Source organism: Mycobacterium sp. 2-64, from assembly GCF_035918375.1.
GTDB classification, from domain to species: Bacteria; Actinomycetota; Actinomycetes; order Mycobacteriales; family Mycobacteriaceae; genus Mycobacterium; species Mycobacterium intracellulare.
In genome coordinates, this window is the sequence record NZ_CP142361.1 from 3,712,853 (window position 1) to 3,727,113 (window position 14,261).

The window sequence follows — 14,261 nt, forward strand, 5'->3', positions numbered from 1 at the left end:
GAATCTGCCATTGACGAATGTCACCATTTGGTATTGACTGCGTTGTATGACGGACGGTGTTCCGGCTCGCGGGTCGCTGCGATCCCGCGGGGCGGCAGCGGTAAGTGCCTACACCTTGCGGCCGATCACCAGCGTGATCCCGCCCGAGCGGGCATGGGGGCTATGGCTCTCGCGTCAGATCATCGCCAGGATCATGGGCACCTTTGGACCCTCGCTCGCGGGCACGCGCGTCGAACCGGTCGACACCAGGCTGCCCGACGGCCGCCGCGTCAAAGGGGAATGGGTCTACGGGCCGCGCACCCCCACCAGCGAAGCTGAGCGCTCATCGACAACCGCGGGAGCCATCTACTACGTGCACGGCAGCGGGTACGCCGTGTGTTCGCCAAAGACGCACCGCCGGTTGACATCCTGGCTTTCGTCCTTGACCGGCCTTCCGGTGTTCTGCATCGACTACCGACTCGCCCCAAAGCATCGCTTCCCCACCGCGGCCGACGATGTCCGCGCGGGCTGGGACTGGCTGGTCGACACGTGCGGCCTACTGCCCAAACACATTGTGATCGCCGGAGATTCGGCGGGCGGTCACCTGTCCGTCGATCTGCTGCTACAACCCGGGGTCGAGCACCCCGCCGCCATGGTGCTGTTCTCGCCGCTGTACGACCTCTCGTTCGAATTGGCGCTCGCTCGTGAGCGGATTCGCCCCGATCCCGCCACCAGCGCCGCGAACGCGGTGCGGTTGGTCGGCCTCTACCACAGCGGCGTCGAGCTGACCCATCAACGGCTGACACTCGACGTCGCGGGCGGCCCCGCGCTTCCACCCACGCTGATCCAGGCCGGCGGCGCCGAGATGCTGCAAGAAGACGCGCGCCAGCTCGCCGCCGACATCCGAACTGCCGGTGGCAGATGCGAACTGCAGATCTGGCCCCATCAGGTGCACGTCTTTCAGGCGCTGCCACGCATGACACCCGAAGCCGCCAAGGCGATGGCCTATGTCGCGCGCTTCATCGCGCACGCCCTGCAGGATGCGCGCGCCGTCACCGAAGGGGCCCGCTGACGATGTTCGGACTCAATAAGCCCAAAATCAGCCGCGGCGCTTCGGCGGTGGTGACCGGTGCCGGAAGCGGCATCGGCGCCGCCTTCGCCGTCGAACTCGGCCGTCGCGGCGGCGCGGTCGTGTGCAGTGATATCGACCAAACCGCGGCGCAAAAGACCGCCGACGCGATCACCGAGCAGGGCGGCAAGGCGATCGCGATCCGTTGCGACGTATCGCGATTCGACGAGGTGCAGGCGTTGGCCGAGCAATCGCAGGCGTGGTTCCCGGCGGCACCCACGTTGGTGATCAACAACGCCGGTGTCGGTGCCGGCGGCGCCGCGATCGGCGATGCGCCGCTCGACGATTGGGCGTGGACGTTGGGGATCAACCTCTGGGGCCCCATTCACGGCTGCCATGTGTTCACCCCGATCCTGCGCGACGCCGAGTCGCGTGCGAGGCGGGGCATCATCAACGTGGCCTCCGCGGCGGCGTTCGGCGCCGCCCCGGGTATGGCCGCCTATAACGTCAGTAAGGCCGGCGTCCTTTCACTCTCGGAAACCCTGGCCGCCGAACTCGCCGGAACCCCGGTGCGGGTCACCGTGCTGTGCCCGACCTTCGTAAAGACCAACATTCTCGAGTCCGGCCGCATCAGCGAACAATCCAGCGAACTCGCCACCAAATTGATGCGCTGGACCGGATTGTCCGCGGAGAAGGTCGCGCGAACCTGCCTGGACGCACACGACCGCGGCGAGCTCTACTGCATGCCGCAGTTCGACGCCAAGGTCGGCTGGAACATCAAACGCCTGGCCCCGCAGGCCTATACGCGCACGGCCGGCTTGCTCTCCCGCATCAACCTGCCCTGAACACGTCGACGCAAAGGAGTTCCCGATGGCCATCGACATGGAAGTCATGCTCGCCAAGATCAAAGACCGGCAGTGGGCACTCGCCGATATCGACTGGGACGCCCCCGGCGCCGACATGATCAGTGACGAACAGCGGCCCCAGCTCAAGGCGTTCATGGCCGACCTGTGCTGGATCGAGAACATCGGCGCCAGAGGCTTTGCGGCACTGGCGAAGAAGGCCCCCACACCGACCATCGCCGAGATCTACCGCTACTTCCACGCCGAGGAGCAGCGCCACGCCAACGCCGAACTGGCGCTGATGAAGCGCTGGGGCATGCTCACCGACGGTGAGATTCCCGAGCCGAACGTGAACATCCGACTGGCCATCGACTGGCTGGACCGCTGGGCCGACGACATGCCGCTGTCTCTGCTCGGCACCGTCATCCCGATGCTCGAAGTCGCGCTGGACGGCGCCCTGTTGAAATTCCTCCTCGACGAGGTGCACGATCCCGTTTGTCACCAGGTCTTCGAGAAGATCAACAACGACGAATCGCGCCACCTGGTCGTCGATTTCGAAGTTCTCGACATGATCGGGCACGCGAAGATCCGGCGGTTGCTGATCGACTTCGTCGGTCACAATGCCACTCCGGGTCTCATCATCGGTGCGATCATGGGTGCACCGCTGATCAACAGGATCCGCAACGAGATCATCGCCATGGGTATGGAGCCCGAGCGGCTTTACCGGGCCGTGAAACGCTTTAGAGAGCTTGGCGACCGCGGCGATCGCACCAGCCGGGTACCGACTTACCGGTTCCTAAGGCGCTACGCCGGAGTGGTCACGAATCCACGCCACCCGTACCACCTGCTGGCGAATTCGATGGTATGGCTTTCCGACCGGTATCCGCGGCCGCTGCTACCGTCGGTACCGACGTGGGTCAGAGAACTCACCCACGAGCCGGCGGCATGAGCATGGCGAACAACAACGGCGCCCATGCGGCGCTCATCATCGGAGCCGGCTTCACCGGACTGGGCGCGGCAATCCGGTTGGCCGAAGCCGGAGTCGATGACATCGTGATACTCGAGCGCGCGGACCGCGTCGGCGGAACCTGGCGCGACACAACATATCCGGGTGCCAGCTGCGACGTCCCGTCGCTGCTGTACTCCTACTCATTCGTCAAAAATCCGACCTGGTCGCGAACCTACTCCCCCGCCCCGGAAATCTATCGCCACCTCGAGGACATGGCGGACCGCTTCGACATCCGCAACCGCATCAGGTTCGGCCACGAGGTCAAGGGCTTGTCCTTCGACGAGGACGCCGGCGTCTGGACCGCCACCACCAAGAACCGCAAGAAATTTCGCGCCCGCACCGTCGTGCTGGCTTCCGGTCCCCTGTCCGACGTCAGCTTCCCCGACATCCGCGGCCTCGACAGCTACCAGGGGCACAAGATCCACAGCGCCCGCTGGGATCACGATTACGACTTCGCGGGCAAGCGCGTCGCGGTCATCGGGACCGGTGCCAGCGCCATCCAGATCATCCCCGAGCTGGTCAAACGCGCCGAATTCGTCAAGGTTTTCCAGCGCACCCCATGCTGGGTGCTGCCGCGCTTGGACGTCGCCACCCCACCTGCCGTGCAAGCCTTGTTCGCCAAAGTTCCTGCCACCCAACAGCTTGCGCGCCAGACGCTGTACTGGGGGCATGAAGCCAGCGCCACGGCGCTGGTGTGGGACACGCCGCTGACGTCGTTGGTCGCCCGGCTGGGGCGGGCCCACCTGCGCGCTCAGGTGAAGGATCCGTGGCTGCGGCGCCAGCTGACGCCCGACTTCAGGCCGGGGTGCAAGCGCATGCTGGTCTCCAGCGACTACTACCCGGCGCTGCAACGGGACAACTGCAAGCTCATCGACTGGCCGATCGCCACGTTGAGCCCGGCGGGCATCCGCACCAGTGATGGCATCGAGCACCGCCTCGATTGCATCGTGTTCGCCACCGGCTACGACGTGCATCTGACCGGTCCGCCTTTCGCCGTGACCGGACTCGGTGGGCGCTCGCTGGCCGCCGAATGGGCCGACGGCGCACAGGCTTACAAGAGCATCAACGTGCACGGGTATCCGAACCTGTTCGTCATGACCGGCCCCAACTCCGGGCCGGGGCACAACTCGCTGCTGGTCTACATCGAGGGCCAGCTGGACTACGTGGTACGCGGCATCACCACCATCCTCGACGAGGACCTGCGCTATCTCGATGTCCGCGAACAGGTCCAGCGGCGCCACAACGAGGATCTCCAGCGCCGGCTGACCAGGACGACCTGGATGTCGGGATGCCGCAGTTGGTACCTCACCAAGGACGGATTCAACGGGTCGATGTATCCCGGATTCGCCACGCAGTATCTTCGCCAGATGAGGGATTTTCGGTATGAGGACTATCAGGCGGTGGCGCACGCCCGGGCGCGCGCCAGCCGATCCGCCTGAGATCGCGCCCTGACATGGCAACCGAGCGTGCGTCGCGGCCCGAACCCGGCACCATCGCCAGCGTGCTGCACAACGTGCGCCGCGCCCCCAAACGCGTGCGGCGCCAATCGCGGGAATATCGACAACTCATCGAAACGGCGGTGTCCCAGCTGTTCGACGCGGCGGTCCGACACCCGCACGGCGCCGCGAACTCCGGGGAGTACCGCATCGACGACCTGGCCCGGCTGGCCGGCACCACCACCCGCAACATCCGCGTCTACCGCGACCGCGGGCTGTTGCCGCCCCCGCTGCGCGTCGGGCGCATCGCGCTGTTCAACGACACCCACCTGACCCGGTTGCGGCTCATCACCTCGATGCTCGACCGCGGCTACACCATCGCGCACGTACGAGAAATGCTCAGCGCGTGGGAGGAAGGCAAGAACCTCGGTGACGTGCTGGGCCTCGAAACCGCCATCGCGGGCCCGTGGACGACCGAGAAGCCGGAAACCATGCCGCTCGCCGACGCCCAGCGACTCGTCGACGACCCGCAAGCCTTCGAGCGGCTCGTCGCGCTTCAAGTGATTCGGATTGACGGGTCCAACGCGACGATCACCCGCCCGAAACTGATCGAGGCGTTCAATGAAATCCGCGGCTACGGTGTCGAATTCGACAAGCTCATCGACCTGCACGAGCAGATCGTGCCCGAGATCGACAAGATCAGCGACATGCTCGTGCGCGCCGGCGCCGAACACGTGCTGGACCGCATCAGGCCCGGCGAGCCGCTCCCGGCCGACGCCGAGATCGCCGAGCTGATCACCATGCTCGTGCGCTTTCGGACTCAAGCCGTGGCCACGGTCACCGCGACGCTCGCGTCCTCGATCGAATCCAATATCGAGTCGCTCGTGAGCCGCATTCTGGCGGACTATCTCGCCGAGTCGAGCTCTTCGGCCTGAGCGGCGGTGGCTTTCGGGATTGTCCTCGGCCGCCTCATGCCGTGAGCGCGCGACCTAACGGTGGAGCGCTAAAAAGGGACGACAGTGCAGGTTGGGCACGTAAAAGTGCCCGTGCAGGCCGCTGCCGTGGGAAAAGTGAGCGCCAGCATGACGGCAAGAACGACTTTCGACTTGAGACCAGCCACGAATACTCCATCCCGTTGAAGTTGGGACAGATGCTAAACGCAACACCGCGAAAAAACTTGAGAATGACGGATATTCGCTGTCAACCCTTTACCGGCCGTTGAGAATTCACCCGTCGCGCGGCCATAGCCGCCGCTTGCGCTGCATATCACGTTAATCAGTGTCAGTGTTCCTTCTGTTTGAAGGACTTTGCTGGCGGTGATCTTCTCGGCCCTTCGCGCCTCACCTTCGGAGGCGCTTGGACTCGTCGAATTCCTCGCCTAGGCGCGCGCAATCAGATAGGGCGCGAGCGTGGACAGCTTCTCGCACGTCTCTTCGAATTCGCGTTCGGGCGTGGACTCTTCGATGATGCCGGCACCGGCCCGCAACCAGGTCCTGCCGTCACGTTCGTAGGCCGCGCGCAGCGTCAGCGCCGCGTCCAGCCCGCCGTCAGCCGAAATCATCACGACCGCACCCGAATAGAGGCCACGGGGTCCTTCGTCGAGGCGCATGATCGCTTCGACACCGCCCGCTTTCGGGATGCCCGAGGCGGTGACCGCAGGGAACAACGCTTCGAGCGCGTCCATCCGGTCGTTCGACGTGCCCAGGCGCCCGCTGACCGTGGACCCGAGGTGCTGGACACTCCCCCGCTCGCGCACCGTCATGAAATCGGTGACGACCGCAGTGCCGGGCTCGGCGATCTCGGTCATCTCCTGCAGCGAGCTGCGCACCGAAATCGCGTGCTCGACAATCTCTTTGGAGTTCGACTCCAGGTCATCTCGCGCCTCACGGTCACGCGCCTCGCCACGACCGAGCGCCCGGGTGCCCGCCAGCGGCTCGGTCACCACGACACCGTCGCGCCGGACCGCCGCGACCAGTTCGGGGCTGTAGCCCACGGCACGAATCCCACCCAGCGACAACAGAAACGATCGCACCGGGGTGTTGTGCCGGCGCGCCAGCCGGTAGGTGGACGGGAAATCGAGCGCGAAAGGCACTTCGAGAGAACGGGAAAGGATCACCTTGTGGTAGCGGCCCGCCGCGATCTCCGCCACGGCCGACGCGACACGATTGCGGTAGTCGGAGGTGTCGGCGATGACGTCGATCGCGGAGGCCTCGCGCAGCCCGGAGACGCCGTCGCCGAGCACAGCCAGCACTACGTCGCGGTGGTCGGCCGACGCGTCGAACAGACGAATCGCCTCCCGGGACACCACGATGCGGCCCCGCGGCCAAAACACCCGCGCCAGCGGGGTTTCCGGCGCCAGGCGCTGTTGCAGCCCGTAGCGATAGACCCCGAATTCGAAGGCGATCCAGCCGAAGAGTTGGTCTGTTTCCAGCAGCAGCCGGTCGATGGCCTCGCCCAGCGCCGGCCCGGGTCGCCCCGACCACTGCTGGCGCTGCGTGACCCCATCGCGGATCACCCGCAGCTCGTCGCTGTCCAACTCGATCATGGCGTGCACACCGGTGGCCAGCACCCATTCCCCGCTGCGCTCGTAGAGCAGATACTCTTCCCCGACGCGTTCGGAGAGCACCACGGCCAACTCGGCCGCCAGGTCCGCCGGGTCGATATGGGCGGGAAGCGGGATCGATGGCGACGCAGAACCGGCGGAACTTGTCTCGACGCTGACCTCGGTCACGGTTAGTAAATGTAGCCTAACCTATGTAGCTGTGCGCAACCGATCCCATCGAGTTGCCCCCCGCGGGGCGCCTTCGGCTAAAACTCCCTCGGAGTTAAAGCCCGGCCCCGCCCGAGGCTACCCGCCGGAACGCGCCGATTCGTCGCTCCAGCCGTTCCGTTCGCGCAGCTAGGTCGGGGTCGCCGCCGGCGCGGAAGGTCAGGCGCTGCCGATCCGGTGTGAGGCTCGCCACCTGGAACGTTTTCCCACCGTTTACGTCGTGGTCGCGCACCGAACGGCGTGGGCCGCGAGACTCGTCCTAGTGGCACTGGCCCGTCCGCCCGGATTCGCTGATTGGAGGAACGACGTGTTCAGCATTCGCCTCAGCAGTGGCGAGGAGGTCCAGGCGAGCGCAGGCGACGAGCTCGAAATCAATCAAGAGACCGGTGTGCTTTCGGTGTCCCGGGTCGACGGCTTCGAGGAAATCACGACGCACTACTCGCCCTCGGCCTGGCTGTCGGTGACCCACCGGCAAAAGGGAGCCGGGGTCAGGCCGTCGCCCAACTGGCCGCCCCACTGACTCAGATTTTGACTACACAGTAAATAGACAGCATCTTCACACCAATCTCACGGCTGATGGGACGCCTGCCGGCACCGGATTTCGTTCCGCTAGATCGGGCCTGACCAGCGCATTTGCGGCGCTAGGCGGGTCTGGAAGGCCCGTCCTTCCCGCCGTGCTTTCGAGTGGCAGGTCGACCGCCACGGGGATAAATTTCTGACGGTCGTCGGGATGTTTCGTGGTTGCTCCGCGTTTGCGGACGGTGCTTCCCCCTGATCGCGGGTCTACTCAACGGAGGCATCGATGCTGCAAGAGTTTTGGCACAACTTCACCCACAACCTCTTCAAGCCGCTCTTGCTGTTTTTCTACTTCGGCTTTCTGATCCCCATCCTGAAGGTGCGCTTCGAATTCCCCTATGTCATCTATCAGGGGTTGACCATGTATCTGCTGCTGGCCATCGGCTGGCACGGCGGCGAAGAGCTCGCGAAGATCAGCGCCTCGAGCGTCGGCGCCATCGTCGGATTCATGGTCCTGGGCTTCGTGTTGAACTGTGCCATCGGCGGTTTGGCCTACGTGGGCCTGAGCCGACTGAAAACGCTGCGGAAGGTGGACCGCGCGACGATCGCGGGCTATTACGGGTCGGACTCGGCCGGGACCTTTGCCACCTGTGTGGCCGTGCTGGCCGCCGTGAACATCGCCTTCAACGCTTACATGCCGGTGATGCTGGCCGTGATGGAGATCCCGGGCTGCCTGGTCGCGCTGTACTTCGTGGCCCGACTGCGCCACCGGGGCATGGACGCCGGCGGATACATGCCCGACGAGCCCGGCTACACGCCGCCCGTCAAGGTCGGGGTCGGCCCCGGCAGCGCCGCGCGGCCCCCGCAGGGCCAGAGCCTCGAGAGGCAGGAAGCAAGCCTGGAGCACGAGCTGGAGGACTGGGAGCCCGAGCAGAGCCCGGACGACGCCAAGGCCAAGCGGATGCCGATCCTCTCCCGCGAGCTGTTTCAGGAGGTGTTCCTCAATCCGGGGCTAGTCCTGCTGATGGGCGGCATCATCATCGGTCTCGTCAGCGGGCTGCAGGGCCAGAAGGTCGTCGCCGACGACGACAAGTTCTTCGTGCTGGCGTTCCAGGGCGTGCTGTGCCTGTTCCTGCTCGAAATGGGCATGACGGCGTCGCGCAAGCTGAAAGACCTGCGCACGGCGGGCCCCGGATTCATCGTCTTCGGTCTCGTGGCGCCGAATGTCTTTGCAACGCTGGGCATCTTCGTCGCCTGCAGCTACGCCTCGCTGACCCACACCGACTTCAAGACGGGCACCTATGTGCTGTTCGCGGTCCTGTGCGGCGCGGCGTCCTACATCGCCGTCCCGGCGGTGCAGCGGCTCGCCATCCCCGAGGCGAGCCCGACGTTGCCGCTGGCCGCCTCGCTGGGTCTGACGTTCTCCTACAACGTCACCGTCGGAATCCCGCTCTACATCGAGATCGCCCGGGTCTTCGAGCAATGGTTCGGGGTCTGACCGGGCCGCTACCCCAATAGCGTCCGCACCACGGCGTCGGCCAGCAGCCGTCCCCGATCCGTCAGGACGAGCCTGTCACCGGTTGTCACCAGCAACCCGTCGGAGACGACGCCCTCGGCGCGTTCACGCTCTTCGGAATTCAACAGGCCAACCGGAAGGCCTTGGCGCAGGCGGACTTTCAACAGCACGTCTTCGGTGTGCAACGTGTCGGCGTCGAGCCGCTCGAATCCCGCGACCGGCAGCGCGGCCGTGCCCAGCCTCTCGGCATATGCGTTGGGATGCTTGACATTCCACCAGCGCGTGGTGCCGACGTATCCGTGCGCGCCCGGTCCCGCGCCCCACCACTGGCCGCCGTCCCAGTAGCCCAGGTTGTGCCGGCATTCACCCCCTGGCCGCGACCAGTTGGACACCTCGTACCACGACATGCCCGCCTCGCTCAGGCGCGCGTCGACCAATTCGTAGCGGTGGGCCAGCACGTCGTCGTCGGGAGCGGCCAGTTCGCCGCGACGCACCCGCCGGGCCAGGGCGGTGCCTTCCTCGACCACCAGCGCATAGGCCGAGACGTGATCGACGCCGGTCTCGATCGCGGTGTCGACCGATCGCAGCAGGTCGTCGTCGGACTCCCCCGGGGTTCCATAGATCAGATCGAGGCTGACGTGTTCGAAGCCCGCGGCCAGCGCCTCGCGGGCGGCATCGGCCGATCGGTTCGGCGTGTGAATGCGGTCGAGGACACCCAGCACCCGTGGCGCCACCGATTGCATCCCCAGGGACACCCGGGTGTAGCCGGCCGCGCGGATGGCGTCGAAGAGGTCCGGCCACGCCGACTCGGGGTTGGCCTCGGTGGTGATCTCGGCATCCGCTGCCAGCGGAAAGTGCTCGCGCACCATGTCCAGCAGCGTCACCAGGCGCGCACCGCCGAGCAACGAGGGCGTCCCACCACCGACAAACACGGTGCTCACCGGCGGCGCTTCCAGTCGCGCGGCCGCCAGTTCCAATTCGGCCCGCAGCGCACCCAACCAGGCGTCTGGATTGACGCCCCCCAGCTCCGCTGGGGTATAGGTGTTGAAATCGCAATAGCCGCAACGCGTTACGCAGAACGGGACATGCACGTAGATGCCAAACGGCTGCCCGGCGGTCACCCGCACGTCGGGCAGGTCGACCAGCTCCTCGCGAATGGCCATGCCAAATGATCCCACGCAGACGCCCGGCGCCGGCGCCGTCGATCCCGGCTGCCGGGGGCTGCCCGTGCGCCGAGCGTGCGCCGGCTGCGACATTCCGGCCGGATTTTCGCGCTGGGTGCACGCTCGGCGTTGCCGCGCGGTGGATCCCCCGGACTTGATGCCGCGGTGGCCCGTCAGCGGCACTTTTAATCATCGTGAGCCCAGATTTGACCTGCTCGCACGGCCCCCCGGCATCCATGGCACAATGGGGGCGTGACTGTCGCCCAGCCCAGCCCGCACATTGTGCTCGTGGCGCGACGGCACATCGATCTCAAGCGCGTTTGCAGCTGTATCTGTCTGCCTTGACTTGGTAGACCCAGCCCACTGTGTCTCCAGCAGGCCGACGGTTTCGTGCCGCCCATAAGTGCCGGTGAACTGTGCTGGCCGCGCTGGCGATCTTTTTGAAGGAGAACTTCCGATGACCACCGCCCGACCCGCGAAGGCCCGTAACGAGGGCCAATGGGCACTGGGGAATCGTGAGCCGCTGAACCCGAACGAAGAGATGAAGCAGGCCGGCGCCCCACTGGACGTGCGCGAGCGCATCGAGACCATCTACGCCAAGAACGGCTTCGACAGCATCGACAAGAGCGACCTGCGTGGGCGCTTCCGCTGGTGGGGCCTGTACACCCAGCGTGAGCAGGGCTACGACGGCACCTTCACCGGCGACGACAACGCCGAGCTGCTCGAGGCCAGGTACTTCATGATGCGGGTGCGCTGCGACGGCGGTGCGCTGTCGACGGCCGCACTGCGCACCGTCGGCCAGATCTCCACCGAGTTCGGACGCGACACCGCCGACATCACCGACCGGGAAAACATCCAGTACCACTGGATCGAGATCGAGAACGTCCCCGAAATCTGGCGGCGGCTGGCCGACGTCGGATTGCAGACCGCCGAGGCGTGCGGCGACTGCCCCCGCGTGATCCTGGGATCACCGCTGGCCGGCGAGTCGCTCGACGAGGTGCTCGACCCGACCTGGGCGATCGACGAGATCGCCCGCCGCTACATCGGCCAGCCCGACTTCGCCGACCTGCCGCGCAAGTACAAGACCGCCATCTCGGGCCTGCAGGACGTGGTGCACGAGGTCAATGACATCGCGTTCATCGGCGTCAACCACCCCGAGCACGGCCCCGGGCTGGACCTGTGGGTGGGCGGCGGCCTGTCGACCAACCCGATGCTGGCCCAACGGCTGGGTGCCTGGGTGCCGCTCGAGGAAGTGCCCGAGGTTTGGCACGCGGTCACCTCGATCTTCCGTGACTACGGGTACCGGCGGCTGCGCTCCAAGGCGCGGCTGAAGTTCCTGGTCAAGGACTGGGGCGTCGAGAAGTTCCGTGAAGTCCTCGAAACCGAGTACCTCAAGCGTCCGCTGATCGACGGACCGGCGCCGGAGCCGGTCCCGCGTCCGATCGACCACGTCGGTGTGCAACGGCTCAAGAACGGGCTCAACGCCGTGGGTGTCGCCTCGATTGCGGGACGGGTCTCGGGCACCACCCTGTCCGCGGTGGCCGACCTCGCCGAGGCGGCCGGCTCGAACCGGATCCGGTTGACCCCCTACCAAAAGCTGGTGATCCTCGACGTCCCCGACGACAAGCTCGAGGAGCTGATCGCCGGTTTGGAGGCGCTCGGCCTGCAGTCCCAACCGTCACACTGGCGCCGGAATGTGATGGCCTGCACGGGAATTGAATTCTGTAAGCTGTCATTCGCCGAAACACGAGTCAAGGCGCAGTCTTTGGTGCCCGAGCTGGAAAGTCGGCTCGCGGACATCAACCTGCAGCTCGATGTTCCGATCACCGTCAACCTCAACGGCTGCCCCAATTCGTGCGCACGCATTCAGGTCGCCGACATCGGGTTGAAAGGCCAGATGGTCGACGACGGAAACGGCGGCTCGGTCGAGGCTTTCCAGGTACACCTGGGCGGCAGCCTGGGTCAAGACAGCGGCTTCGGCCGAAAACTGCGTCAGCACAAGGTCACCAGCGACGAGCTCGGCGACTACATCGAGCGGGTCGCACGTAACTTCCTGAAATATCGCGGCGAGGGTGAACGTTTCGCACAGTGGGCCATGAGGGCAGACGAGGACGATTTGCGATGAGCGAACGAACAACCAGACATTCCGAGGCCGAGCTGCGCGAGCTCGCCGCCCGGGGAGCGGCCGAGCTCGAGGGCGCCAGCGCCAGCGACGTATTGCGTTGGACCGACGAGACGTTCGGCGGCGTCAACGGACCGCGCGGATGGGCGACCTGCAACTACGTGGTGGCCTCCAGCATGCAAGAGGCGGTGTTGATCGATCTGGCCGCCAAGGTGCGCCCGGGTGTGCCGGTGGTGTTCCTGGACACCGGCTACCACTTCGTGGAGACCATCGGTACACGCGACGCCATCGAGTCCGTTTACGACATCCGGGTGCTCAACGTCACGCCCGAGCAGACCGTCGCCGAGCAGGACAAACTGCTGGGCAAGGACCTGTTCGCGCGTGATCCCGGTGAATGCTGCCGGCTGCGCAAGGTCGCCCCGCTGGGCAAGGCGCTGCGCGGCTACTCGGCCTGGGTGACCGGGCTGCGCCGGGGCGAAACCGCCGCACGCGCCAACGCCCCGGTGGTCGGCTTCGACGAGGGCTTCAAGTTGGTGAAGGTCAACCCGATGGCGACCTGGTCCGACGACGACGTGCAGAACTACATCGACGAGCACAGCGTGCTGGTCAATCCGCTTATCTACGACGGCTATTCGTCGATCGGCTGCGCCCCGTGCACGGCCAAGCCGCTGGCGGGCGCCGACCCGCGCAGTGGGCGCTGGCAGGGGCTGTCCAAGACGGAGTGCGGTCTGCACGCCTCGTGACGAATCACGCTGAGGTCAGCGTGTTCTCATCCTCGTCCGCTTTGTGACCGGGCTCCGCCGCAGTCGGGGCGATCGGTGGGACCCGGGTGGCACGCACGTAGACGGTGTCGCCGTCGCGTAATGCCAGGGCCTCGGCGTCGCCGCGTGTGATCTGCGCCGTGAAGAAGCCGCCGGTGGCCGCGCTGGTCAATTCGACCCGCACCTCGAAACCCAGCGCCACCACCCGGTCAACGGTGGCCCGCACCACCCCGATCGACTCCGCGGTGCCGTCGCCGCCGGCGATCGCCATCTCGGGGTTGCGACCCACCCGGATGTCGTGCGGACGCACCAGGGCGCCGTTGAGGGTGGACACCGCGCCGAGGAACGACATCACGAACGCGTTCGCCGGGGCGTCATAGACGTCGGTCGGGGATCCGATCTGCTCGATGCGACCGTGATTGAGCACCGCAATCCGGTCGGCGACATCCAATGCCTCCGCCTGATCGTGGGTGACCAGCACCGTGGTCACGTGCACCTCGTCGTGCAGGCGGCGCAACCACGCCCGCAAATCCTCACGCACCTTGGCGTCCAGCGCACCGAACGGCTCGTCGAGCAGCAGCACCTGCGGGTCGACCGCCAGCGCTCGAGCCAGCGCCATCCGCTGTCGCTGACCACCGGAGAGCTGATTGGGATAGCGGCTCTGAAAACCGCTGAGCCCCACCACTTCCAGCAGGTTGTCGACCTTGGCTTTGATTTCGGCTTTGGGCCGCTTGCGAACCTTGAGCCCGTAGGCCACGTTGTCGCGGACGGTCAGGTGCTTGAATGCCGCGTAGTGCTGGAAGACGAACCCGATGCCGCGGCGCTGCGGTGGCACCCGGGTCACGTCGCGACCGTAGATCGTGACGGTTCCGCTGTCGGGCTGGTCGAGACCGGCGATGGTGCGCAGCAGCGTCGATTTGCCCGAACCGCTGGGACCCAACAACGCCGTCAGCGACCCGGTCGGCACGACGAAGTCCACGTGGTCCAGCGCGACGAAGTCGCCATAGTGCTTGTAGGCGTCGCGCACGATGATGGCGAGGTCGTCCCGGCCGGTACCGGTGTCTGTCACGTCATCCTC

13 protein-coding genes are annotated in these 14,261 nt (G+C 66.0%); 10 read left to right on the forward strand and 3 right to left on the reverse strand.

Going from position 1 to position 14,261, the window contains the following annotated elements; all coding sequences use genetic code 11:
• The first annotated feature begins 46 nt into the window (after positions 1 to 46).
• The 5 genes from QGN31_RS17350 to QGN31_RS17370 are packed head-to-tail and all read left to right on the forward strand — an operon-like array spanning position 47 to position 5,270.
• On the forward strand, positions 47 to 1,051 hold the full coding sequence (locus QGN31_RS17350) for an alpha/beta hydrolase (RefSeq protein ID WP_080587993.1): 1,005 nt from the start codon (positions 47 to 49) through the stop codon (positions 1,049 to 1,051).
• Between the two features lie 2 nt (positions 1,052 to 1,053).
• Complete coding sequence (locus QGN31_RS17355) at positions 1,054 to 1,893, forward strand: SDR family NAD(P)-dependent oxidoreductase (RefSeq protein WP_014384200.1); 840 nt, start codon at positions 1,054 to 1,056, stop codon at positions 1,891 to 1,893.
• Positions 1,894 to 1,918: 25 nt separating this feature from the next.
• Positions 1,919 to 2,839, forward strand: coding sequence for a hypothetical protein (locus QGN31_RS17360; RefSeq protein ID WP_009956563.1), 921 nt, complete (start codon positions 1,919 to 1,921; stop codon positions 2,837 to 2,839).
• Complete coding sequence (locus QGN31_RS17365; RefSeq protein ID WP_009956564.1) at positions 2,836 to 4,338, forward strand: flavin-containing monooxygenase; 1,503 nt, start codon at positions 2,836 to 2,838, stop codon at positions 4,336 to 4,338. The genes QGN31_RS17360 and QGN31_RS17365 overlap by 4 nt, the downstream gene beginning before the upstream one ends.
• A gap of 14 nt (positions 4,339 to 4,352) precedes the next feature.
• A complete protein-coding gene (locus QGN31_RS17370) occupies positions 4,353 to 5,270 on the forward strand; it encodes a MerR family transcriptional regulator (RefSeq protein ID WP_009956565.1) in 918 nt (305 codons plus the stop codon).
• Between the two features lie 443 nt (positions 5,271 to 5,713).
• On the opposite strand, the gene QGN31_RS17375 is transcribed toward QGN31_RS17370, so the two are convergent.
• Positions 5,714 to 7,066 (reverse strand): salicylate synthase, encoded by a 1,353-nt coding sequence (locus QGN31_RS17375; protein ID WP_009956566.1) that lies wholly within the window; start codon positions 7,064 to 7,066, stop codon positions 5,714 to 5,716.
• Positions 7,067 to 7,412: 346 nt separating this feature from the next.
• Between QGN31_RS17375 and QGN31_RS17380 the strand changes: the two genes are divergently transcribed.
• Positions 7,413 to 7,625, forward strand: a complete 213-nt coding sequence (locus QGN31_RS17380; RefSeq protein ID WP_009956568.1) for a hypothetical protein — start codon at positions 7,413 to 7,415, stop codon at positions 7,623 to 7,625.
• A 282-nt stretch (positions 7,626 to 7,907) separates the two neighbouring features.
• Positions 7,908 to 9,119: a sodium-dependent bicarbonate transport family permease gene (locus QGN31_RS17385; RefSeq protein ID WP_014384199.1), complete on the forward strand. Its 1,212-nt coding sequence runs from the start codon at positions 7,908 to 7,910 to the stop codon at positions 9,117 to 9,119.
• 8 nt (positions 9,120 to 9,127) lie between these two features.
• Here QGN31_RS17385 and hemW read toward each other — a convergent pair whose 3' ends face one another.
• The gene (hemW, locus tag QGN31_RS17390; RefSeq protein WP_014711149.1) at positions 9,128 to 10,300 is read right to left on the reverse strand and encodes a radical SAM family heme chaperone HemW; all 1,173 of its coding nucleotides are present in this window, start codon (positions 10,298 to 10,300) and stop codon (positions 9,128 to 9,130) included.
• Between the two features lie 288 nt (positions 10,301 to 10,588).
• Between hemW and QGN31_RS26370 the strand changes: the two genes are divergently transcribed.
• From QGN31_RS26370 to QGN31_RS17400, 3 genes are all read left to right on the forward strand, one after another.
• On the forward strand, positions 10,589 to 10,645 hold the full coding sequence (locus tag QGN31_RS26370; protein ID WP_350494663.1) for an Ms4527A family Cys-rich leader peptide: 57 nt from the start codon (positions 10,589 to 10,591) through the stop codon (positions 10,643 to 10,645).
• Positions 10,646 to 10,757: 112 nt separating this feature from the next.
• A complete protein-coding gene (locus QGN31_RS17395) occupies positions 10,758 to 12,425 on the forward strand; it encodes a nitrite/sulfite reductase (RefSeq protein WP_008255305.1) in 1,668 nt (555 codons plus the stop codon).
• On the forward strand, positions 12,422 to 13,165 hold the full coding sequence (locus QGN31_RS17400; RefSeq protein WP_008255302.1) for a phosphoadenylyl-sulfate reductase: 744 nt from the start codon (positions 12,422 to 12,424) through the stop codon (positions 13,163 to 13,165). Before QGN31_RS17395 ends, QGN31_RS17400 begins: the two co-directional genes overlap by 4 nt.
• A 4-nt stretch (positions 13,166 to 13,169) precedes the next feature.
• Here QGN31_RS17400 and QGN31_RS17405 read toward each other — a convergent pair whose 3' ends face one another.
• Entirely contained in the window at positions 13,170 to 14,252 is a 1,083-nt protein-coding gene (locus QGN31_RS17405) for a sulfate/molybdate ABC transporter ATP-binding protein (protein ID WP_008255301.1), read from the reverse strand.
• Between the last annotated feature and the right edge of the window lie 9 nt (positions 14,253 to 14,261).

Bases quoted from the DNA above. Each gene is read 5' to 3' on its own strand.
- QGN31_RS17350 (WP_080587993.1), top strand. From the start codon at position 47: ATGACGGACGGTGTTCCGGCTCGCGGGTCGCTGCGATCCCGCGGGGCG.
- QGN31_RS17355 (WP_014384200.1), top strand. From the start codon at position 1,054: ATGTTCGGACTCAATAAGCCCAAAATCAGCCGCGGCGCTTCGGCGGTG.
- QGN31_RS17360 (WP_009956563.1), top strand. From the start codon at position 1,919: ATGGCCATCGACATGGAAGTCATGCTCGCCAAGATCAAAGACCGGCAG.
- QGN31_RS17365 (WP_009956564.1), top strand. From the start codon at position 2,836: ATGAGCATGGCGAACAACAACGGCGCCCATGCGGCGCTCATCATCGGA.
- QGN31_RS17370 (WP_009956565.1), top strand. From the start codon at position 4,353: ATGGCAACCGAGCGTGCGTCGCGGCCCGAACCCGGCACCATCGCCAGC.
- QGN31_RS17385 (WP_014384199.1), top strand. From the start codon at position 7,908: ATGCTGCAAGAGTTTTGGCACAACTTCACCCACAACCTCTTCAAGCCG.
- hemW (WP_014711149.1), bottom strand. From the start codon at position 10,300: ATGGCCATTCGCGAGGAGCTGGTCGACCTGCCCGACGTGCGGGTGACC.
- QGN31_RS17395 (WP_008255305.1), top strand. From the start codon at position 10,758: ATGACCACCGCCCGACCCGCGAAGGCCCGTAACGAGGGCCAATGGGCA.
- QGN31_RS17400 (WP_008255302.1), top strand. From the start codon at position 12,422: ATGAGCGAACGAACAACCAGACATTCCGAGGCCGAGCTGCGCGAGCTC.